Annotated in this window: 18 protein-coding genes; 11 read left to right on the top strand and 7 right to left on the bottom strand. The window is 71.8% G+C overall.

Annotation, left to right across the window (positions count from 1 at the left end):
• Positions 1 to 16 precede the first annotated feature (16 nt).
• Entirely contained in the window at positions 17 to 1,948 is a 1,932-nt protein-coding gene (locus ACIBF5_RS11860) for an ABC transporter ATP-binding protein (protein WP_396810679.1), read from the bottom strand.
• A 232-nt stretch (positions 1,949 to 2,180) separates the two neighbouring features.
• On the opposite strand from ACIBF5_RS11860, the gene ACIBF5_RS11855 reads away from it, so the two are divergent.
• From ACIBF5_RS11855 to ACIBF5_RS11845, 3 genes are all read left to right on the top strand, one after another.
• Positions 2,181 to 2,951, top strand: coding sequence for a DUF427 domain-containing protein (locus ACIBF5_RS11855; RefSeq protein WP_396810677.1), 771 nt, complete (start codon positions 2,181 to 2,183; stop codon positions 2,949 to 2,951).
• Between the two features lie 37 nt (positions 2,952 to 2,988).
• Positions 2,989 to 3,285 (top strand): hypothetical protein, encoded by a 297-nt coding sequence (locus tag ACIBF5_RS11850; protein WP_396810675.1) that lies wholly within the window; start codon positions 2,989 to 2,991, stop codon positions 3,283 to 3,285.
• 104 nt (positions 3,286 to 3,389) lie between these two features.
• Positions 3,390 to 3,641, top strand: coding sequence for a hypothetical protein (locus ACIBF5_RS11845; protein WP_121153997.1), 252 nt, complete (start codon positions 3,390 to 3,392; stop codon positions 3,639 to 3,641).
• 55 nt (positions 3,642 to 3,696) lie between these two features.
• On the opposite strand, the gene ACIBF5_RS11840 is transcribed toward ACIBF5_RS11845, so the two are convergent.
• Complete coding sequence (locus tag ACIBF5_RS11840) at positions 3,697 to 5,160, bottom strand: SDR family NAD(P)-dependent oxidoreductase (protein WP_396810673.1); 1,464 nt, start codon at positions 5,158 to 5,160, stop codon at positions 3,697 to 3,699.
• A 72-nt stretch (positions 5,161 to 5,232) separates the two neighbouring features.
• Positions 5,233 to 5,802, bottom strand: a complete 570-nt coding sequence (locus ACIBF5_RS11835; RefSeq protein WP_396810671.1) for a helix-turn-helix domain-containing protein — start codon at positions 5,800 to 5,802, stop codon at positions 5,233 to 5,235.
• Between the two features lie 69 nt (positions 5,803 to 5,871).
• Between ACIBF5_RS11835 and ACIBF5_RS11830 the strand changes: the two genes are divergently transcribed.
• Entirely contained in the window at positions 5,872 to 7,146 is a 1,275-nt protein-coding gene (locus tag ACIBF5_RS11830; protein ID WP_396810669.1) for a benzoate/H(+) symporter BenE family transporter, read from the top strand.
• A gap of 14 nt (positions 7,147 to 7,160) precedes the next feature.
• Here ACIBF5_RS11830 and ACIBF5_RS11825 read toward each other — a convergent pair whose 3' ends face one another.
• Both ACIBF5_RS11825 and ACIBF5_RS11820 read right to left on the bottom strand, forming a co-directional pair.
• Positions 7,161 to 8,078, bottom strand: coding sequence for a serine hydrolase (locus tag ACIBF5_RS11825; protein WP_396810667.1), 918 nt, complete (start codon positions 8,076 to 8,078; stop codon positions 7,161 to 7,163).
• A complete protein-coding gene (locus tag ACIBF5_RS11820) occupies positions 8,071 to 8,199 on the bottom strand; it encodes a hypothetical protein (protein WP_396810665.1) in 129 nt (42 codons plus the stop codon). Before ACIBF5_RS11820 ends, ACIBF5_RS11825 begins: the two co-directional genes overlap by 8 nt.
• A gap of 315 nt (positions 8,200 to 8,514) precedes the next feature.
• Between ACIBF5_RS11820 and ACIBF5_RS11815 the strand changes: the two genes are divergently transcribed.
• From ACIBF5_RS11815 to ligA, 7 genes are all read left to right on the top strand, one after another.
• Positions 8,515 to 9,126: a phosphoribosylanthranilate isomerase gene (locus ACIBF5_RS11815; RefSeq protein ID WP_396810663.1), complete on the top strand. Its 612-nt coding sequence runs from the start codon at positions 8,515 to 8,517 to the stop codon at positions 9,124 to 9,126.
• A 28-nt stretch (positions 9,127 to 9,154) separates the two neighbouring features.
• Positions 9,155 to 9,886: an HD domain-containing protein gene (locus ACIBF5_RS11810; RefSeq protein ID WP_396810661.1), complete on the top strand. Its 732-nt coding sequence runs from the start codon at positions 9,155 to 9,157 to the stop codon at positions 9,884 to 9,886.
• Between the two features lie 219 nt (positions 9,887 to 10,105).
• Entirely contained in the window at positions 10,106 to 13,330 is a 3,225-nt protein-coding gene (locus tag ACIBF5_RS11805; RefSeq protein WP_396810659.1) for a BTAD domain-containing putative transcriptional regulator, read from the top strand.
• A gap of 114 nt (positions 13,331 to 13,444) precedes the next feature.
• Complete coding sequence (locus ACIBF5_RS11800) at positions 13,445 to 14,437, top strand: ATP-binding cassette domain-containing protein (RefSeq protein WP_396810657.1); 993 nt, start codon at positions 13,445 to 13,447, stop codon at positions 14,435 to 14,437.
• Positions 14,438 to 14,544: 107 nt separating this feature from the next.
• Positions 14,545 to 15,300 (top strand): ABC transporter permease, encoded by a 756-nt coding sequence (locus ACIBF5_RS11795; RefSeq protein WP_396810853.1) that lies wholly within the window; start codon positions 14,545 to 14,547, stop codon positions 15,298 to 15,300.
• Positions 15,301 to 15,568: 268 nt separating this feature from the next.
• The gene (locus tag ACIBF5_RS11790) at positions 15,569 to 16,228 is read left to right on the top strand and encodes an acVLRF1 family peptidyl-tRNA hydrolase (protein ID WP_396810851.1); all 660 of its coding nucleotides are present in this window, start codon (positions 15,569 to 15,571) and stop codon (positions 16,226 to 16,228) included.
• Positions 16,229 to 16,371: 143 nt separating this feature from the next.
• Positions 16,372 to 18,633, top strand: a complete 2,262-nt coding sequence (gene ligA / locus ACIBF5_RS11785; RefSeq protein WP_396810656.1) for an NAD-dependent DNA ligase LigA — start codon at positions 16,372 to 16,374, stop codon at positions 18,631 to 18,633.
• 10 nt (positions 18,634 to 18,643) lie between these two features.
• Here ligA and ACIBF5_RS11780 read toward each other — a convergent pair whose 3' ends face one another.
• Both ACIBF5_RS11780 and ACIBF5_RS11775 read right to left on the bottom strand, forming a co-directional pair.
• Positions 18,644 to 20,344 carry a SulP family inorganic anion transporter gene (locus ACIBF5_RS11780; RefSeq protein ID WP_396810654.1) on the bottom strand — a complete coding sequence of 567 codons (1,701 nt, stop codon included), beginning with the start codon at positions 20,342 to 20,344 and terminating at the stop codon, positions 18,644 to 18,646.
• A complete protein-coding gene (locus ACIBF5_RS11775; RefSeq protein WP_396810653.1) occupies positions 20,341 to 20,733 on the bottom strand; it encodes an ArsR/SmtB family transcription factor in 393 nt (130 codons plus the stop codon). Before ACIBF5_RS11775 ends, ACIBF5_RS11780 begins: the two co-directional genes overlap by 4 nt.
• Between the last annotated feature and the right edge of the window lie 91 nt (positions 20,734 to 20,824).

Below are 20,824 nucleotides of genomic sequence, written 5' to 3'. Positions count from 1 at the left end.
GAGAATAGCGGTGCGGTCAGGCCAGGTAGCCGCTCGCCTGGAGGTGGAACAGCTCCTGGTAGAGCCCGTCTTCCTGGACGAGTCGGTCGTGACTGCCCTGCTGGATGATCCGGCCCTGGTGCATGACGTAGATCCGGTCGGCGTGCCGTACGTTCGCCAGCCGGTGGGTGATCAGGACGACCGTACGTTCGGGCCGGCGCCGCAGTTGCTGGAACAGGGCGTGCTCGGCGCGGGCGTCGAGGGCGGCGGAGGGTTCGTCACAGATCAGCAGGCGGGCGTCGCGGTAGAGGCCCCGGGCGGCGACGAGTCGTTGCCACTGCCCACCGGAGAGGTCGTGGCCGTCCTTGAACTCACGGTTGAGCAACGTCTCGTAGCCGCTCGGCAGGCCGCTGATCATGTCGTGGGCGGCGGCTGCCGCAGCCGCCTCGGTCACGCTGGGGCCGTCACCGTTGCTCCGGTCGTAGCGACCGATGGTGATGTTGCGGCCGGCGGTGAACGGGAACCGCCACCAGTCCTGGCTGATCACCGCGACCTGGCCGCTCAGGCTTGCCGGGTCGAGCCGGCTGGTGTCGACTCCGTCCCACCGGATCACACCGCCGCTGGGCTGGTACAGCCCGGCGATGAGCTTGGCGAGGGTGCTCTTGCCGGAACCGTTCTCACCCACCAGCGCGATCACCTCGCCCCGGCGGATACGCAGGCTGACCTGGTCCACCGCAGGCTTCTCGGTATCCGGGTAGGAGAGGCTGACCTGGTCGAACTCGATTTCCTGGTAGCCCGGGGCGGGCTCGCCGCCGCCGGTCGGGGTGTGCCCGTCGGCGCGGTGGAGAAAGGACTGGAAGTCCCGGTAGTACAGGGCGTCCTCGTAGAGCGAGTTGGTGGCGTGGACGGCCGTACTCAGGCTGCCGCGAGCGGCCTGTAGGGCGAGCATCGCGGTCGCGGCGGCTGCCAGCGGCACCATGCCGGTCAGGAGCAGCCAACCGAGCACGAGATAGACGGCGAAGGTGGCGAGCCCGGCCGCGGACGCTCCGGCGAGCCGGGTCACCGTCTGCGAGCGGACCAGGCGCAGTTGTGCTCGGGTTTCCATCCGCATGATCCGTTGGTACTCGCCCAGCAGGAAGGTTCGCATCTGGTAGGTGCGTACCTCGGCGGCCGTGTGCCGGTTCGCCATCAGGTGGGCGAGCATCCACATCCGCCGCCGTCGGGTGAGCCGGGCGAGCATGGCGAGATACTCCCGGCGGGCCATCCGGACCGCTGTGACGGCCAGCGGCGCCGCCGCGAGGAGCAGACAGGGCAGGAGCAGCGGCTGGATGACGGTGACCGCTGCGGCCGTGGCGAGGACCCCCACCAGACCGGTGATCAGGTTGACCGTGTCGTCGACGATGGACGCCGCCTCCCCCATGCCCCGGTCCCGGGCGCGGTCCATCTCCTCGGCGAATCCGGCGTCGTCGAAGGCGGCGAGTTCGACGGCGGTGGTCGCCTCGAACAGACGCAACTCCACGCCGTAGTTGATCTGCGGGATCAACCGTGCCTGCGCCCAGCCGGCGGCGATGGTGAGTCCGCCCCGGGCCAGCACCGCCAGCGCCGCCAGCAGCAGCGCGGGAGCGGCGGACCGGACCCGGTCGGGGGTCGGGCCGACGGCGAAGAGTTCGGTCAGCACCGTGCTGGTGGCGAGCAGGCCGAACGTGGTCATCACACCGGCGGCGACGTTCAGGCCGATCGCGGCCACCGTGTCGCGGCGACTCACGCCCCAGGCGAGGGCGATCGCCTCCCGGACGATGGCGGGCAGTCGCCGGGCCACGGCCCAGAAACTGGTCGCCGCGAACGCGGTGCCGTGGTGCATCCAGTCGGGATCGGCCAGTTCCGGCAGGGTCGCGGCGGTGTCGGTGTCGTCGTCACCATCCGGGGATGTTCCGGTGCGCTGGCGAAACAGTCTGGCGGTCTGACGCACGGCTCCTCCGTCAACCTGGCCGCTCGACCTCGGGCGGTCGGGGAACCTCTCCGACCACCCGAGCAGGCCATCGCGTTGCGTTAGCTTCCGCTCACACTGTGCCAAACGCAGCCGGTCCTGTCGATGTGGAACCCCGAGCGCCGACGACATCCGCAGGAAGCTCTGGACTCCGGCGAGCAGAGCATGCCGTACGGGTATCCTGAGCTAGACAATCCAGCACAAACCTGGACGGGTGAGCGTGCCTGACTACCCGCAGATGATCGTTCCGGTCAACCACGTCGAACCTGTGCCTCGGCGGGTCCGGGCGATGCTCGATGGTGAGGTGGTGCTCGACACCACCAGAGCTCTGTACGTGTGGGAGTGGCCGAACTATCCGCAGTACTACATCCCCCTGGCCGACGTACGCCCCGGGGTGCTGGTGGACGAGAGGCATCCGCAGCGACTGCGCCGGGGCACCGCGCACCGGCACGGGCTGAAGGTCGGCGACGCCACGCGCGCGGAGTCCGCCTGGGTGTACACCGGAGAGGTCCTCGCCTGCCTGGCGGAGACGGTCCGATTCGAGTGGCAGGCGCTCGACGCCTGGTACGAGGAGGACGAGGAGGTCTTCGTCCACCCGCGCAACCCGTACAGCCGGGTCGACGCACTCCGCTCGACCCGGCGGGTACGGATCGAACTCGACGGACTCGTGCTGGCCGAGTCGTCCGCGCCGGTGCTGGTCTTCGAGACCGGCCTGCCGACCCGGTACTACCTCAACCGCACCGAGGTCGACTTCACCCACCTGGTGCCCAGCGACACCGTGACCCAGTGCCCCTACAAGGGTCGGACCAGCGGTTACTGGTCGGTGCGGGCCGGCGACAAGCTGCACCCGGACCTGGCCTGGGCGTACGACTTCCCGACCCGGCAACTGGAACCGATCGCCGGTCTGATCGCGTTCTACAACGAGAAGGTGGACGTGGTCGTCGACGGCGAACGGCTCGCCCGCCCGAAGACCCACTTCTCCTGAGCCGGACCGCGCGCACCGTCGGGTGCAGACTTGCGGGATGGAGACGCGTGGGCGGCCGGCCGCGCCGGGTTGGGTGACGGTTGTCGTCCGATACGCTGTCGCGGTCTTCGTGTACGGCACCGTCGTGCACCTGTTCCAGCTCGCGACCGGCGGCACCCACCCCTATCCGGACGCACCCACCTGGCTGGCCGTCTACTTTGTCTCGCTCACCCTGCTCGACCCGCTGGCCGCCGGGTTGCTGGCCGCCCGCCGGGCCGAGGGGTTGTTCCTGGGCTGTGCGGTACTGCTCACCGATGCCATCGCAGCGCCGACGCGGCCTGGTTCGTCCAAGTAAACGGCGGTATGCCACTCACGCCGGGCTGAACCGGCACCGGCACATCCACACGCACCGGGCGGTGGGCTGGCGATCACCCACCGGATATTGGCCATAATGGACGGATGGTCAAATGGGAGTACGCGTTGCTGGTCCGGCGTCGGGTGGGCGAGGGCCGAAGGTTGGATCTCACCTACATCTGGTACGGCCCCGACGGTTCCAGACGGGACGTCTCGGCGTTCGGGGACACCGCGATCGCGCACCTCAACCGGGTCGGCGCGGAGGGCTGGGAGCTGGTCTCGGCCGCCGAGGACGTCAACAACCAGGAGAGCACCTTCGAGGTGCACCGCTACCACCTCAAGCGACCCGTCTCCTGAACCAGCGCCACGCGGGCCGGCGGTGGGTCGCCCCACCGCCGCCCCGCTCGACCGGTCACCAGGCCGAAGGGACGTAGTCCTTCAGGAAGCAACCGTGGAGGTCCTCGCCCTGCTCGCCCCGGACGATCGGGTCGTACACCCGGGCGGCGCCGTCGACCAGGTCGAGCGGAGCGTGAAAACCCTCCTCGTGCAGCCGCGCCTTCACCGGGTGTGGCCTCTCGTCGGTGATCCAGCCAGTGTCCACGCTGGTCATCAGGATGCCGTCGGCGAGCATGTCGGCAGCGCTGGTCCGGGTCAGCATGTTCAGCGCGGCCTTCGCCATGTTGGTGTGCGGGTGACCGGCACCCTTGTAGCCCCGGCTGAACTGTCCCTCCATCGCCGACACGTTCACCACGTACTTGCGCCGCGCGGGTGCCGCCGCCATCGCCGAACGCAGCCGGCTGACCAGCACAAACGGTGCGGTGACGTTGCACAACTGCACCTCAAGCAGCTCCACCGGGTCGACCTCGTGCACCCGCCGGGACCAGCTGTTCACCGCGTCCAGGTCCGGGGCGAGGCCACCGGCGTCGATCGCGGTCGCCGCGGCGACCCGGTCGAGGGAGGCGGACCCACTGGTCAGGGCGAGCGCGGTCAGCTCCTGCGGGGCGAGTGTCTGCCGTTGCTGGGGCAGCGCGGCGGCCAGTGCCGGCATGCCGGATCCGTGGTGCCCGAAGGTGACCAGCTCCGGCAGCGGCCCGGACGGCAACGGTGCCGACTCGGCGGCGGCGAGCTGGGCGTACGAGCCGGCGGAGCGGCGCACGGTCTGCGCCGCGTTGTTGATCAGGATGTCCAGTGTTCCCTGTGCGCTGACCGAGTCGGCGAGCGCCACCACCTGGGCCGGGTCCCGCAGGTCGATGCCGACGATCCGGAGCCGGTGCAGCCACTCCTCACTGTCGGGCATGGCGGAGAAGCGGCGGATCGCGTCGTTGGGGAACCGGGTGGTGATGGTGGTGTGGGCGCCGTCCCGGAGCAGGCGCAACGCGATGTACATGCCGATCTTGGCACGGCCTCCGGTGAGCAGCGCCCGGCGACCGGTCAGGTCGGTACGCGCGTCGCGGCGGCTGTGGTTGGTCGCCGCACAGGACGGGCAGAGCTGGTGGTAGAACGCGTCGACGTGGACGTACCGCTCCTTGCAGATGTAGCAGGCCCGGGGCTTGCGCAGGGTGCCGGCGAGCGGAGCCTCGGTCGAGGACGTCAGCGGCAGGCCCTTGGTCTCGTCGTCGATGCGGCCGGGGGCTCCGGTGGCGGTGGCTGCCGTCACCGCCTGGTCTGCGGCGGCCACCGCGGCCTGACGCTCCTTGCGGCGGCGCTCCTTCACGCTCTTGAAGATCCGGGCGGTCGCGAGTCGCACCCGCAGCGCGTCCGGGTGATCCACCGGCAACGCGTCCACCTCGGCCAGTACGCGCAGGCAGGTCTCCAGCTCCGCTGGGTCGATCCCCGCCGCCGCCCCGTCGGCCCCACTCTGCTCACTCGCCGTCATTGCGCGCTACTGCTCCGTACCTCGTGTGTTTTTCGCCGGTGACCCCGGAACTCTACGCGGAACCGGCCGGGGTCAGGACGGTCCGGGTCGGCGCGGGTAACGGATCAGCAGGCTGGCGTGCACCTCGTCCGGACCGGCGGCGGAGTAGCTGTGCGGTACGTCCGAGCGCCAGGAGATGTGCTCCCCCGCCCCGGCGAGCATCGGCGCCTGTTGCGGGCCGGCCCGCAACACCCCGGAAAAGACGGTGACGTGCTCCGTCACGCCCCACTGGTGCGCGGGCGAGACCTGCACCGGACCGGGCAGGACGCGCAGCCGGAACAGCTCGTACGTGACCGCCTCCTCCTCGAACACCTGTAACAGCGTGGCGACCACCGCTCGTCCGCGTACGACCGGCGGCGCCGGATCGGTCGTGCCTCCCGGCTCGGCGAGGACCGCCGCCAGGGGTACGCCGAGCTGCGCGGTGACCGCGTAGAGCGTCTCCAGCGTTGGATTACGGGTGCCCGTCTCCAACCCGGAGAGGGTCGCCTTGCCGATGCCCGCCCGCCGGGCCAACGCGGAGAGGGAGAGCCCCTGCGCCTCGCGCAGGTCCCGCAGCCGTCGTCCCACGCCGGCACCGCCCGGCGCGGCCACGGTGTTGTCCATGGCGCTATTCTCCATACCCCCGGAGCTGTTCCGTTTACGGAACGACCGACGCCGCACCTGGGAGGGCCGATGATCCGCCTGCTCCAACCCGTCCTGGCCGGCGTGCTGGCCGCGCTGGTGGGCTTCGCCAGCACCTTCGCCGTGGTCCTCGCCGGCCTGCGGGCGGTCGGCGCCGACGAGCGGCAAGCCGCCTCCGGCCTGCTCGCCCTCTGCGTGGCGATGGGTCTGGCCGCGATCTGGCTCGGCGTACGGCAACGCACGCCGATCAGCGTGGCCTGGTCGACGCCGGGTGCCGCGTTACTGGTCTCCACCGGCGCCGTCGAGGGCGGCTTCGCCGCCGCCGTCGGCGCCTTTCTGCTCTGCGGTGTGCTCATCACCGCCGCTGGCCTGGTGCCCGCGCTCGGCCGCGCGATCGCGGCGATTCCCGCCCCGGTGGCGAGCGCGATGCTCGCCGGGGTGCTCTTCGACCTCTGCGTCGCCCCGGTGCACGCGCTGGTGCAGGTGCCGCTCTTGGCGGCGCCGATCATCGTCACCTGGGCGGTGCTGACCCGGTTCGCCCGACACTGGGCGGTACCGGCGGCGCTCGGCGTGGCGGTGGTGGCGATCGTGCTGACCGCACCGGCCGGCGGGCTTGCCGGCGCGAACCTCCGCCCCACCGTCGAGGTCACCGCACCCACCTGGACCCTGGCCGCGACGGTCAGCCTCGCCCTGCCGCTCTTCCTCGTCACCATGGCGTCCCAGAATGTCCCCGGCATGGCGGTGCTGGCCGGTTTCGGCTACCGGCCGACGCTGCGCTCGGTCCTGGTCGGTACCGGGCTGGCCAGCACCGCCGCCGCGTCGCTCGGCGGGCACGCGGTCAACCTCGCGGCGATCACCGCGGCCCTGGCCGCCGGGCCGGACGCGCACCCCGACCCTCGACGTCGCTGGATCGCCTCGGTCAGCGCCGGGGCCAGCTACCTCGTCCTCGGTCTGGGATCCGGACTGGCCACGGCGCTGGTGCTGCTCTCACCCCCGGTGCTGGTCGAGGCGGTTGCCGGGCTCGCCCTGCTGGGAGCGCTCGGCGCCGCGGTCGCCGGTGCGGTCGTCGACCCGGTCGGGCGCCCCGCCGCTGTGGTCACCTTCGTGGTCACCGCGTCCGGGATCACCGTTCTCGGCCTGGGAGCCGCGTTCTGGGGTCTGCTCGCCGGTGGTCTCTTCCTCCTGCTGCACCGTCAGCGGACCGACCAGGCGGGGCCGGCACCGGAGGTCGGCGTGCCGAGGCAGGCCGACCGTGGACCGGAGCAGGGCGACCACGGACCGCATCCGGTCGCTTCCGGGCCGGCGTCGCCGGCCCGGAGCGAGTGAGCTACGCGGACGGGTCAGGGAAGGGCGACGGGCGGCAGCGTACGAAGCTCGTCCAGGGTGTACTTGGCCACCTGCTCGACCAGCTTGATCCCGTCCGTCTGCTTCACGTGGTCGTCGGAGAGGACGGCGACGAGCCAGTCGTGTCCCGGCTCGACCAGGCGACCGATGCTGTTGACCTGCCAACGCAACTTGTTCGCGTCGTCCTGGACCCAGCCGTTCTTGACGAAGACGTCGGTGGTCGCGGCGGTTGCCGCCGCCGGGATCCCCCACCGCTGTTCGGAGTCGACCTGACTCATCAGATCGAGGATCAGCTCGCGGTTGGACGCCTCGAGTGGACCGTCGGTGGAGGTGATCGTCTCCAGCAGCCGGATCTGGTCAGCGGCCGTGGTGCTGGTCATGCCCCAGTGGACGTCCGGCTTCGTCTCGGTCAGGCCGAGCTTCTTGTTCGCGGCGGTGAGCCCGGAGACGCCGCCGATCTTGTTGAACAGGGCGGTCGCGGAGTCGTTGTCACTGATCACGATCATCTTCCGGGCCCGCTCCCGGTCACTGGCGGTGAGCTGCCCGCCCTGGTCCTGCAGCCGCAGCAGCAGCGACGAGAGGATGTCGACCTTGACGATGCTGGCGGTCTGGAAGTGCCGGGTGCCGACCGTGAGGTCGGTCGTGGTCAGCAGGTCGCGTACCCCGATGGCGATGCGGCCACCGGTCTGGGTGACGTACGCCTCGATCCGGGTCTTCGCCTCGGCGAAGTAGTCCGGGGTGGGGCTCGGGGTCGGACTCGGGGTGTCCTTCGCCGCCGCGGATCCACCGACGGCGTCGGGCTGACGCAGCACCACCCCCGCGCCGAGCGCGGCCAGACCGGCCGCCGCCACCACGCCGGAAGCGAGTGTCTGCCGGCGGGACAGACCACCGCCTTGCCGCGAACGCTTACCCACGGTGGGTAACCTCCCCGTTGCTGACCTCGGCGTCGCCGGGCCGTACGGTCATGACCGGTCCGGTCGAACGTACGCCGAGGCGGGCAACCTCGGCGCGTGGCCGGATTCCTGCAGCGTTCATCGATCTCCCCAATCGCGCGCTACCGACCGTACAGTCATCGCGGGTCAGAGACGCAACCGGCGCGTCGGAAACCCGCGCTGGGGGCAGCCGGATATCGCGCGTGTCACATCTCGCACACGACTGTGCGTACAGTTGAGCATCTTTCGGATAAAGCAGAAGATGTAACAGTCTCGCATCACTCAGCAGGCGTACGTCCCACGGCGTGGGATACCGGACATGCCGGGCGTGAGACCCACCCGGAGCGAGCCGGACACGCCGGAGTCGGGAGAATGGCGCGCAACGCGAGCTGTCCGGATCCGGAGGGGCGGGACCACCATGTTCGTCAAGGTCTGCGGTCTACGGACCGCCCCGGACATCGCGACAGCGGTGGACGCGGGCGCCGACGCGATCGGGTTCGTGCTCACCCCGAGCCCCCGCCGGGTGACCCCGGCCGAAGCCCGCGAACTGGGCGAGGCGGTGCCGACCGGCGTGCTGACCGTCGGAGTGTTCCGGGGCGAACCGGTCGACGTGGTCCGGGACGCGGTGGCGGCCTCGGGCGTACGCGCGATCCAACTGCACGGCGACGAGCCAGCCACCCACTACACCGCACTACGGGACCTGGGCCTGCCGCTGATCCGGGGCACCTCCCCCGGCCGCCCGGCCGGACTGCGCCCCGGCGCCCTCGGTGAGGACCTGCTGATCGTCGACTCACCGCAGCCCGGCTCCGGTGCCGCCTGGGACTGGGACACGCTGGACCGGACCGCGCTCGACGGGCGGTGGCTACTCGCCGGTGGCCTGCACCCGGAGAACGTCGGCGCCGCCATCGACGCCCTGCGTCCCTGGGGCGTCGACGTCTCCAGCGGCGTCGAGATGCGGCGCGGGGTGAAGGACCCGGCACTGATCCGGGCGTTCCTCAAGACCGTACGGACGCGGGTCGGGCAGAACTGACCCCGCGATCGTCCGCTATAAGTAGCGGATGGAGCTTCCCGCGTACCTCGCCACCATGCCGATGCACGCGATCACCGAGATCCATGGGGAGGCCGGACTGCGGGAGCGGTTCCGGCTGGAGATCCAGCGGTTCGCCGCCACCGACCGGGACCGGCTCACCGCCGCCCTCGACCTCGCCAGCGAACTGCACCGGGCCGACCGGCGGGTCCGCGAGCCGTACCTGAACCACCTGCTGCGGGTCAGCATCCGGATGCTGCACCACTACGACGTACAGGACGTCGACGTGATCGTCGCCGGACTGCTGCACGACGCGGTCGAGGACCATCCGGCGGAACTGGCCGGCCCGGCGGCCGAGGGCGGTGACCAGACCGAGGCGGCCCTCGCCGAGCTCGCCCGGCGGTTCGGTGCCCGGGTCGCCCGACTGGTCGCGGCGGTCACCAACCCGGCCTACACCGCCGACCGGGACCGACACGTCCAGTACCGCGAGCACGTCGCGGCGAGCCTCGACCGCGAGCCGTGGGCACGGGTGATCAAGATGTCGGACTTCACCGACAACGGCGTCGGCGTCATCCACACCACCGGCCCCAAGGTCACCTCGTCGGCCCGCAAGTACCGTCCCCTGGTGCCGGTCTTCCGCGAACTGATCGGCCGCCCGGACACTCCCCTGTCGACCCGGGTGAAGCAGCACATCTTCCAGCAGCTCGACCTGGCCGAGGAGCGCTTCAGCGCCATCCTCGACCAGCCCGCGTCGCACGCCTGAACCGCCCGGGTGGCCGGAACCGCTCGCGTTCCACACCCGATCGCCGCCTCGAACGCCTCGCCGTCGACCACGTTCGCGCCATCGGCGACCACGAGAGGACTGCCCGTGGGCAACCCTGGAGTTGTCCCTGCCACCCAAAACAGACGTCGAGGCGGTCTGCTGGCAAGCCGGTTCACACACCCGATCTGACCTGCTCGGCCGTGGGCGACAATGGGCGCCATGCGGTTCGGCATCCTGGGTCCGACCCGGGTCCTCCTCCCCGACGGGCGACACCTCCCCGTCGGCGGCGCCCGGCTGCGCGCCCTCCTGGCGCTGCTCCTGGTCGACGCCGGGCGGGTGGTGCCCGTACCGCGACTCATCGACGGCCTCTACGGAGACGAACCGCCCCGGGGCGCCGCGAACGCGTTGCAGTCACAGGTATCCCGGCTGCGTCAGGCTCTGCCCGGCGACGACGGAACCCCACCACTGGTCGAATTCCACCAGACCGGCTACCGACTCGCCGTGGACCCCGACCAGGTCGACGCACACCGGTTCACCCGGCTCGCCGCCGCCGGACACCGGGCGCTCACCACCGGCGACCGGCAGCACGCCGCCGCCCTGCTGCGCGAGGCCCTCGACCTGTGGCAGGGGCAGCCACTTGCCGACCTCGCCGACACGCCCACCGGCCGCGCCCTCGCCGCCCGGCTCGACGAGGTACGCCTCACCGCCCTGGAAAACCGGATCGAGGCGGAACTCGGCCTGCCGGCAGCGGCGCCACCCGTCGGCGAACTGCGCGAACTGGTCGCCGCCCACCCGCTGCGGGAACGGTTGCGCGGGCAGCTCATGCGGGCGTTGCAGACCGCCGGCCGGACCGCCGAGGCACTCGCCGCCTACGAGGACACTCGCCGTACCCTCGCCGACGAACTCGGCGCCGACCCGTCCGCCGAACTCGCCGCGCTGCACCTGGCGATACTCCGGGCCGTCGAGCCCGCCCGCCCGGCCTCGACGGAGGAACTGGTCCCGACCGGCACGGGCCACACCAGCACCGCACCGGTCGGGCCGACCCGGAACAGGCCACCCAGCCAGTTGACCAGCTTCGTCGGCCGGGAGGAGGAGCTACGTCGGGTCGGCAAGCTACTCGGCGAGGCCCGACTCGTCACGCTCCACGGTCCCGGTGGCGCGGGCAAGACCCGGCTCGCGATCGAGGCGAGCGGCCGGCAGGAACGGGACGTCTGCTTCGTCGAGCTGGCCCCGGTGGCCCCCGGGGCGAGCGTCGCCCAAGCCGTACTCGGCGCGCTCGGCGTACGCGAAGCGGGGTTGCGGACCCCGGCCGACCACCACCAGGACGCCACCGACCGACTCGTCGCCGCCCTGACCGACCGGCAACTGCTGCTCGTGCTGGACAACTGCGAGCACCTGGTGACCGAATCAGCCACCCTCGCCGGACGGCTCCTCGGCGCCGACCCAGGGCTGCGGATCCTCACCACCAGCCGGGAACCGCTGCGGCTGACCGGCGAGGTGCTCTGCCCGGTCTCAGGGCTGGCCCTGCCACCACACCGGACCAGCTCGGAGGCGGCGGGCGACTACCCGGCCGTACGTCTCTTCCTGGACCGGGCGGCCGACGTGTCACCGGAATTCAGCCTCGACGCCAGCAACGTCGACGCGGTGCTACGAATCTGCCGCGCCCTCGACGGTCTGCCACTCGCGATCGAACTGGCCGCCGCCCGGCTCCAGGCCCTACCGGTCGCGGAGATCGCCGTCCGACTCGACGACCGGTTCCGGCTACTGTCCCGGGGCAGCCGGACCGCCCTGCCCCGGCACCAGACGCTCCGCGCCGCCGTGGAATGGAGCTGGGACCTGCTCGACCCCGCCGAACGGCTGCTCGCCCAGCGGATGACCGTCTTCACCGGCGGCGCCACCCTCGCCTCGGCCGAGGGCGTCTGCGGGCTGTCCGGGCACGACCTGGTCGAGGTGCTGACCAGCCTGGTGGAGAAATCGCTGGTCGAGGTCGGCGACGGGCGCTACCGGATGCTCGACACCGTGCGCGCGTACGGCGCCCAGCGGCTGGCCGAGGCGGGCGAGGAGGAGTCACTGCGCCAGGCACACGCGGACTACTTCCTCGACCTCGCGCAGACCGCCGACCCGTACCTGCGCCGGACCGAACAGGTGGAGTGGCTCCGCCGGCTCGACGCCGAGCGGGACAACCTGCACGCCGCGCTCCGACAGGCCATCCGGGCCGCCGACCCGAGCACCGCGCTGCGGCTGGTCTCCGCCCTCTCCTTCTACTGGTGGCTGCGCGGCCTACGCGGCGAAGGCGCCGCACTCGCCGGCGAACTGCTCGGCCGGCTCGGCTCGCAGCCACCCCCGGAGTTGGCCGAGGAGTACGCCCTCTGCCGGCTCAACGCCGCGCTCGACGGCTCCCGTGACGCGGGGCCGAGGGTCGGCCCCGGTTCGGCGCAATGGCTGCTGCGCGACCTGACGCGGCCACCCCGGCAGCCGTTCCTGCTCTTCCTCTCCGCCATGGCCTCCGGCCCGCCGGAGGACGGCACCACAGAGATCATGCTCGCCATGAACGAGGCGAACGCCGGCATGCTCGGCGGCGATGCGTGGGCCCGGGCGCTGGCCTCGATCGGACTCGGCGTCACCCTGCTGTTCGAGGGCGATCCCACGGCCGCGGAAGTCGAGCTGACCCGCGCACTGCACGGATTCCGCGAACTCGGCGACCGGTGGGGGACCGTACTGGCGCTGGCCTCCATGGTCGAACTGGCCGACGCCCGGGGCGACCACCGGACCGCCCTGGTCTCGATGGCGGAGGCGCTGCGGCTGGCCGAGGAACTCGACTCCACCGTGGACCTGTCCGACCTGCTGCGCATCCGCGGTGACGTCCGGGTGCACGCGGGCGACCTGGCCGGCGCGTACGCCGACTACGGCCGGGCCGCCGGGTTCGCCCGGCAGGCGGGCGCACCGGAGATGCGGGCCGCCGCCCGGCTCGGCCTGGCCGAGGTGGCCCGGCTCCGGGGGGACCTGGTCCAGGCTCGCCGGCTCTGCGACGACGCACTGGCGGAATGCCCCCAGGGGTGGTTCGGCGCCGCCGGCACCCGGCTCAACATACTGGTCGCACTGGGCCGGATCGCCGAGGCGTCCGACGACGTCCCGGCCGCCCGCGACCGGTACCGCACGGCGCTGACCAGCACACTCGGGATGCCCAGCCTGCCCCCACTGGGCGACGCGGTCGAGGGCCTGGTCCGACTCGAACTCGCCCGGGAACACCGGGAGCAGGCGGCGCTGCTGCTCGGCGCGGTCACGGCGGTGCTGCGTGGCGCCACCGTCGCCGGCTCCGCCGAACTGGTCCGGCTGGCCGAGACCACCCGATCCGTACTCGGCCCCGCCACCTACGACCCGCCCTTCGCGCGCGGCGCCGCCCTCACCACCTCCCAAGCCCTCACCCTGATCGCCGGCTGGTAAGGAAGGGCCCCCTGTTATCGCTTCCGGTATAGGAAGGGGCCCTTCTTAACACCTGTGCGGTGGCCGTCAGCCGATCGTGCGTGGGCGGTCAGCGACAGGCCACACGCTCGGCTCATGACAACGCAACCACCCGCGGTGTACGCCGACGGGCTCCGCAAGCGGTACGGACCGAAGTGGGCCCTCGACGGCTTCGACCTGACCGTGCCGGCTGGCTCCGTACACGGGCTGCTGGGGCCGAACGGCGCCGGCAAGACCACGGCCGTACGCATCCTCTCCACCCTGCTCCGCTTCGACGGCGGGCAGGCCCGGGTGGCCGGCCTCGATGTGGCCCGACAGGCCGGACAGGTCCGGCGGCGGATCGGTGTCACCGGGCAGTACGCCGCCGTCGACGAGATCCTCAGCGGGCGGCAGAACCTGACCCTCTTCGGCCGACTGCACCACCTCGGTCCACGCGCCGCCCGACGGCGGGCCGACGAGTTGCTGGAACAGTTCGGGTTGACGGACGCGGCCGGCAAGTCGGTTGTGGCGTACTCCGGTGGGATGCGCCGCCGGCTCGACCTCGCCGCCAGCCTGGTCGTCACACCCCAGGTCCTCTTCCTCGACGAACCGACCACGGGCCTCGACCCGCGCAGCCGCAACCAGCTGTGGGAAGCCGTACGGACGCTGGTCCGGCAGGGCACCACCGTGCTGCTGACCACGCAGTACATGGAGGAGGCGGACCAGTTGGCCGACCGGATCTCGGTGATCGACGCCGGGCGGGTCGTCGCCGAGGGGACCTCCGACGACCTGAAGTCGAAAATCGGTGGCGACCGCCTCGAACTGGTGGTGCGCGACGCCAGCGCACTCGAACCCGCCGCCGGCATCGTCGGGCGGGTCTGTAGGTCGACCGTGGATCGTGAGGTCGAGACCCGTCGACTCAGCGTGCCGGTCACCGATCGGGTCGCCGCCCTCGCCGAGGTGATGCGATCCCTGACGGACGCGGAGATCACGGTCGAGGACATCGGGGTGCGCCGGCCCACACTCGACGAGGCGTTCCTCCGCCTCACCGGCGGTCCGGCCACCTCCCTGCCCGGGAGTACCAGTGGGATTGGAGCTAGGCAGCCATGACGACGAGCACACTCGACGCACGCCGCACCGACCGTACTCTCGCCGCCCCGCCGGCGGCCCCGACCCCGCTGGCCCGGCTGCGCTGGGCGGTGGCGGACGGCTGGACCATGACCCGGCGGTACCTGACCCACGTGGTCCGGGCCCCCGAGGAGGTGGTCCTCTACTTCACCCTTCCGATCATGTTCGTGCTGGTCTTCGGGTATGTCTTCGGCAGCGGCATGGCGGTCCCCGGTGGGGGCAACTACCGGGAGTTCCTTCTGCCCGGGGTATTCGTGATGACCATGCTGTACGGACTCGGCGCGACCGCCACCGCCATCGCCACCGACCTCAGCCGGGGCGTGGTGGACCGGTTCCGGTCGCTGCCGGTGAGCCGGTCCGCGTTGCTGACCGGGCGTAGTGCCGCCGACCTGGTCCGGGCCCTGCTGGAGATGTCCACCCTGGTGGTCTGCGGGCTGCTGGTCGGCTGGCAGTGGCGTAACGGCGTGGTGGACGCGCTGCTCGCGGTGGCGCTCATCCTGCTGCTGCGTACGGCGCTGACCTGGGTCGGCATCTGGCTCGGGCTGGTGGTGCCCAATCCGGACCAGGTCTCCATGATCGTCTTTCCGTTGGCCTTCCCGCTCACCGCGCTCTCCAACGTCTTCGTGGCGCCGGAGCTGATGCCGGAATGGCTCGGCTCGATCTCGACCTGGAACCCGCTGTCGGCCACCGTCGCCGCCGCCCGTGACCTGTTCGGCAATCCCGGCATGGGGGGCGACTCGCTGGTCGCCCAGCATCCGGTGCTGCTGGCCACCATCTGGCCGGTGTTGCTGATCACGGTCTTCGCGCCGCTGGCGGTCCGCCGCTACCGCCGCCTGAGCCGCTGACCCTGAGCCACTGGTCGGGGCCGCCGACAAACCTTCCGGGTAACCGCCGGATCGGACGTCCACGGCCCCACCACGGCTGCCGACGAATGTCGGCGACCGTGGCGCCGAGCAAGGTTCTCCTGCTGGCCGAGGACGACCGGATCACGGACCCGTCGATCCTCGACCAGCTTGACCGCCTGGCTCCGCGCTGAACGGTCGGGCCGTCGCCCACAATGTGGGTGTGGGCATGTCAGGTACCGGCCGGCCGCCGTCGACCAGCGGGACGCACGTGGCGAGGGCGCGCCCGGCCGCGGGTGGCGGACGGTGGGTGGAGGTCTCGCCGGTGCGGTTCCGTGGCTGGCTCGACGGTTTCTACCAACGGCACCACGGCGCCACCGAACAGGGCCTGGTGCTGACGGGTACGAGCAACGGTGACACCGCCACGCTGTATCCGCCGCCCGGCCTGACCGGCGTCGAGGATGTCGACACGCTGCTGGCCGGTCTCGTCCGACCGCCGCGGATCGCCGTGCTGCTGGCGCGGAAGGGCGCCGCCGCCATCGGTGTGGTGGACGGTACGTCGGTGACCGTCTCGAAGGTCGAACGCTTCTACGTCCAGGGCCGCACCGCGGCCGGCGGCTCGTCCCAGCAACGCTTCGCGCGGCGGCGCGCCAACCAGGCCCAGGCGGCCACCGACCGGGCCACGGAGATCGCCGCCCGGGTCCTGCTGCCGTACCGGCCCGGGGCGTCCGCCGATCCCGACGAGGCGATCCGTGCCCTGGTTTGCGGTGGCGACAGGTCGATGGTCGATGTGATCCTGACCGACCGGCGCCTGGCCGCGCTGGTGCCGCTGCGTGACCCGCACCTGCTCGAATCCGCCGAGCCACGGCTGGTTGTACTCAAGGACGCGGCGGTGGCCGCCAGGCGGGTCCGGGTCCATCTGGTGCCGTGACCGGAGCGCCGGCCGAGCTGTCGTACCCGGGTCTTAGGCTGGCCGCCGATTCCACCGCGACCCGCACGGGTGTTCGAGGTGGCTGGTGCGAGCCGGGGTGCGCGGAGCCGACCCGGCCGAGACGGGGGATGGGGTTCACACCGATGACGGGTTCCGGGGGCGAGCACACGGTCGAGCTGGTCGACACTGTTGGGCCGGTCGACACCGCCGAACTGGTCGACACTGTTGGGCCGATCGATACTGCCGAGCCCGTCGACACCGCCGAGCTGGTCGACACCGTGAACCCGGTGGTCGACGCGGGCCGGGCAGCGCCGTTCGAGGCCGTCGAGGAGTACCAGTCCGCGATCGAGGCGATCAGGTCGGCGGCGGTCGCCTACTACACCGGCACCGATGTGACCATGGACGACGCCAGTTACGACGCGCTGATGGCCCGGGTGAGCGCCACCGAGGCGGTGCGCCCGCAGTGGCGTACCGCCGACTCGCCCACCGGATCGGTCGCCGCCGGCGTCGACATCGGCGGTGACGTCGTGCACACGGCACCGATGCTGAGCCTCGACAACGTCTTCGGCGCGGACGAGCTGCGCGGCTGGGCGGCCCGGTTGGAGAAGCTGCTCGGCCGACCGGTCGACGGTTTCACGGTGGAACCGAAGATCGACGGCCTGGCTGTCTCCGCTCGGTACGTACAGGGCCGGTTGACCCAGCTCGCCACCCGGGGCGACGGGCGCGCGGGCGAGGACGTCACCACTCAGGCCCGGCTGGTCGTGGGGTTGCCGCAGCTCCTGGACGAACCGGTCACGCTGGAGATCCGGGGCGAGGTCTTCATGACCGACGCCGATTTCACCCGCGCCAACGAGCTGCGCACCGGTCACGGCGAGCCGGCGTTCGCCAACCCGCGCAGCGCCGCGGCGGGCAGCCTGCGCGCCCAGGACCGGGCGTACGAGGTGCCGCTCTCGTTCTACGCGTACGGCGTACTCGGCGGCGGCTCGCCGGACGGAGCCGGGCGCCACTCCGCCGAGATGGCGTACGTCGGCACCCTCGGTGTCGCCACCACCGCCGGTTCGCCGGCCGGGATGCCGGTCTGCGCCACGGTCGGGGAGGCGCTCGCGGCGGTCGAAACCCTCAACACGCGACGGGCCCAGCTCGGGTTCGCCGTCGACGGTGCCGTGATCAAGGCGGACGCCTCGGCGGACCGGGAGCTGGCCGGGTTCTCCAGTCGGGCACCGCGCTGGGGCATCGCCTACAAGTTCCCGGCCGACACCCGTACCACCACTCTGCTCAGGATCGAGGTGCAGGTCGGTCGGACCGGGCTGATCACCCCGGTCGCGGTGCTGGCGCCGGTGCAGGTCGGTGGGGTGGTGGTCACCTCGGCGACGCTGCACAACTTCGAGGATCTGGTCCGGCGCAACGTACGCGCGGGCGACACGGTGTTCGTACGGCGGGCCGGCGAGGTGATCCCCGAGGTGACCGGGGCCAAGCTCGACGAGCGGCCGGCGGAGGCGGTGCCGTTCGAGCCGCCGGCGCTCTGCCCCCGCTGCGGTGGAGAGATCGACCGGTCGCAGAAGCGGTGGCGGTGTGCCCTGGGTCGGGCCTGCGGCGCTGCCGAGTCCCTGGCCTACTTCGCCGCCCGGGACTCCATGGACATCGAGGGCGTCGGCGACAAGATCATCACCCTGGTGGTCGCGGCCGGGCTGGTGACCGACCCGGCCGACCTCTACGACCTCGACGCGGCGACCCTGGCGAAGCTGGACCGGATGGGCGAGACCTCGGCGACCAAGCTGGTGGCGAGCATCGAGCGTTCCAAGGCGCAGCCGCTCTCGCGGGTGCTGACCGGACTCGGCGTGCGGATGACCGGACGGTCGATGTCCCGCCGGTTGGCCCGGCACTTCGGCGAGATGGCGGCGCTGCGCCAGGCCGACGTCGCGCAACTCCAGGAGGTCGAGGGGGTGGGCCCGGAGCGGGCGGTCACCATCGCCGCCGAACTGGTCGACCTCGCATCGGTGATCGACAAGCTGGTGGCCCGGGGAGTCAACATGGTCGAGCCCGGCCTGCCAGCCCGGGTCGTTCCGGGCGCGGGCGCCGATACCAGCAGCGGACCGGCACCGTCGGCGGGCGCGCCGCCGCCGCTGCGACGGCCCGATGGCACCCCGATGACCGTGGTGGTCACCGGTTCGGTTCCCGGCCTGTCCCGCAACGAGGGCAACGAGGCGGTCGAACGGCTCGGCGGCAAGTCCTCGGGGTCGGTCTCCAAGCGAACCGACCTGGTGGTGGTCGGTGAGGGCGCCGGCTCCAAGGCGGCCAAGGCCGAGGAGCTGGGCGTACGGATCGTCCCCGCCGACCTGTTCGCCGAGGCCCTCGCCGCGCACACCGACGGGCGTACCGAGGAGGCCCTGCGCCTGCTCGGCTGACTGCCGTTCGTCAGTCGGTCACCGGTTCGGTCTCCAGCAGCGCGCCGGTGTGGTGCAGGTGGGCGCGACCGGCGGCGATCGCGGTCCGGGTGTCGGCGACGACCCGGCCGGCCTTCCGAAGCCGGTCGAGTACGCCGACAGCGGTGAGCGCCCGTTCGTGCCCGGCGGCGACGGAGGAGATGAAGACGGCGATCCCCCGCTGTTCCAGGTCTTCGATCGCGCCGCGCAGGACGAGTGCACCGGTGCCGTCGACAGTGGAAACCCGGGACATCCGCAGGATGATCACCCGTACGTCATCGACCTCGGAGAGTTCGCGCTGGAACCGGTGGGCGGCGACGAAGAACAGCGGCCCGTCGAACCGGTAGGTCACCATGTGTTCGCGCAGCACGCCCTCCTCTGCGGCGTGGTGGTCGGTGAGGTCGAGCGGCACCTTCTCCAGCCGGGCGGCCCGCCCGATCTGGCGCAGTGCCAGGGCCCCGGCGACGACGATTCCGATCCCGACTGCGGCAACCAGGTCCAGGGCGAGGGTGGCGATCGCGGTCAGGGCCATGACGAGGGCGTCGGATCGGGTGGACCGGGCCAGGGCGGCCAATGCCCTGACCTCGACCATCCGGACCGCGGTGGCGAGCAGCACGCCAGCCAGCGCGGCAAGTGGCACATGGGCGACCAGTGGCGCGGCGGTGAGCATGATCAGCGCGAGCACGATCGCGTGGGAGAGGGCGGCGAGTCGCGAGCGCGCACCGGAGCGGACGTTGACGGCGGTACGGGCCATCGCCGCCGTCGCCGGCACCCCGCCGAAGAGGGGGGTCACGAGGTTCGCCACGCCCTGTCCGAAGAGTTCCCGGTCCGGGTCGTGGCGCTGGCCCACGGTCATGCCGTCGGCGACGGTGGCCGACATCAGGCTCTCCAGTGCGGCCAGGGCCGCCACCGCCAGCGCGGCGGTGAGCAGTGACGGGACGGCGCCCGGGTCGAGGAAGGCCCACGAGGGGGTGGGCAGGGTGGCCGGCAGGGCACCGACCTGGGCGACGTCGAGCCGCGTGTAGTGGGCGACCGCCGTCGCCACTCCGACCGCGATCAGCGAGAACGGGAGGGTCGGCCGGAGGTGGGATCCGACGAGCATCATCGCGGCGACGCCGAGCGCCAGGGCAAGCACCGGCCAGTACGGTTGGGCGGCGAAGTCGCGCAATGCGTGCCCCGCGACCGCGAGCACCCCTTCCCCTGCCGACGCGGGCACGCCCAGCGCGGCGGGTACCTGTTGGAGGAAGATGACCGCGGCGATGCCGACGGTGAATCCCTCCACTACCGGCGCCGGTACGTGCCGCACGTACCGGCCGGCTCGGAGCAGGGCCAGGACCACCAGGATGAGCCCGGCGAGCAGGCCGACGGTGAGCACACCGCCGGGCCCGTGCTGTGCCACGATCGGCACGAGCACGACGGTCATCGCGCCGGTCGGACCGGAGACCTGCAGGTTGGAGCCGCCGAACAGGGCGGCGAGGATGCCGGCGACGATCGCGGTGGCCAGGCCGGCGGCGGCGCCGGCACCGGAGGAGACGCCGAATCCGAGTGCCAACGGCAGGGCGACCACGGCCACGGTGAGTCCGGCGACCAGGTCCCGTCGGGGTTGCCGACCCATCGCCGTGAGGTCCTGCCGGGTGGGCAGCAGGTCGACGAACCGACGCCACACCAGGTCGAGGGCGCGGGTGGCGGTCACCGGCGGGCCGCCACCGGGCGGTCCTCGGAGCTTCCCGGCTTCGGCTCCTCGTCGGAGGTGGCCGGCGCTTCCCGGAGGGTGTCGAGCAGCTCGGCCTGGTTGGTCAGCATGTCGGTGAGGAACCGGCGAGCCGCTCGCATCAGGTCCGCGACGTCTGGTCCGGCGAGGGCGTAGATGACGGCGGAACCCTCGCGTCGGGACGTCACGATCCCCGCCCGCCGCAGCACGGACAGTTGCTGGGACAGGCTCGACGCCTCGATTGCCACGTCTGCCAGCAGGTCGCGTACGGCCATCGGCCCGTCGCCGAGCAGTTCCAGCACCCGGATGCGTACCGGATGTCCGAGCGTGCGGAAGAACTCCGCCTTCCGTTGGTAGAGCGGAACCGTCACGTCTCCCCCTCAGCTTGACCAGCTATGCAATTGAAGACTCTTTCAATTGCATAGGTCTACATCCGACAGCAGTGATTCTCGCCACCGGCAA

The sequence above is a fragment of the Micromonospora sp. NPDC050417 genome, from assembly GCF_044458865.1.
Classification (GTDB): Bacteria; Actinomycetota; Actinomycetes; order Mycobacteriales; family Micromonosporaceae; genus Micromonospora_G.
Note: the sequence above shows the minus strand (reverse complement) of the source record. Positions and strands in the feature narration are given on the sequence as shown.

Bases quoted from the DNA above. Each gene is read 5' to 3' on its own strand.
- ACIBF5_RS11835 (WP_396810671.1), bottom strand. From the start codon at position 5,802: ATGGACAACACCGTGGCCGCGCCGGGCGGTGCCGGCGTGGGACGACGG.
- ligA (WP_396810656.1), top strand. From the start codon at position 16,372: ATGACGGGTTCCGGGGGCGAGCACACGGTCGAGCTGGTCGACACTGTT.
- ACIBF5_RS11850 (WP_396810675.1), top strand. From the start codon at position 2,989: ATGGAGACGCGTGGGCGGCCGGCCGCGCCGGGTTGGGTGACGGTTGTC.
- ACIBF5_RS11805 (WP_396810659.1), top strand. From the start codon at position 10,106: ATGCGGTTCGGCATCCTGGGTCCGACCCGGGTCCTCCTCCCCGACGGG.
- ACIBF5_RS11810 (WP_396810661.1), top strand. From the start codon at position 9,155: ATGGAGCTTCCCGCGTACCTCGCCACCATGCCGATGCACGCGATCACC.
- ACIBF5_RS11845 (WP_121153997.1), top strand. From the start codon at position 3,390: ATGGTCAAATGGGAGTACGCGTTGCTGGTCCGGCGTCGGGTGGGCGAG.
- ACIBF5_RS11815 (WP_396810663.1), top strand. From the start codon at position 8,515: ATGTTCGTCAAGGTCTGCGGTCTACGGACCGCCCCGGACATCGCGACA.
- ACIBF5_RS11795 (WP_396810853.1), top strand. From the start codon at position 14,545: ATGACCCGGCGGTACCTGACCCACGTGGTCCGGGCCCCCGAGGAGGTG.
- ACIBF5_RS11820 (WP_396810665.1), bottom strand. From the start codon at position 8,199: ATGAACGCTGCAGGAATCCGGCCACGCGCCGAGGTTGCCCGCCTCGGC.
- ACIBF5_RS11840 (WP_396810673.1), bottom strand. From the start codon at position 5,160: ATGACGGCGAGTGAGCAGAGTGGGGCCGACGGGGCGGCGGCGGGGATC.
- ACIBF5_RS11800 (WP_396810657.1), top strand. From the start codon at position 13,445: ATGACAACGCAACCACCCGCGGTGTACGCCGACGGGCTCCGCAAGCGG.
- ACIBF5_RS11830 (WP_396810669.1), top strand. From the start codon at position 5,872: ATGATCCGCCTGCTCCAACCCGTCCTGGCCGGCGTGCTGGCCGCGCTG.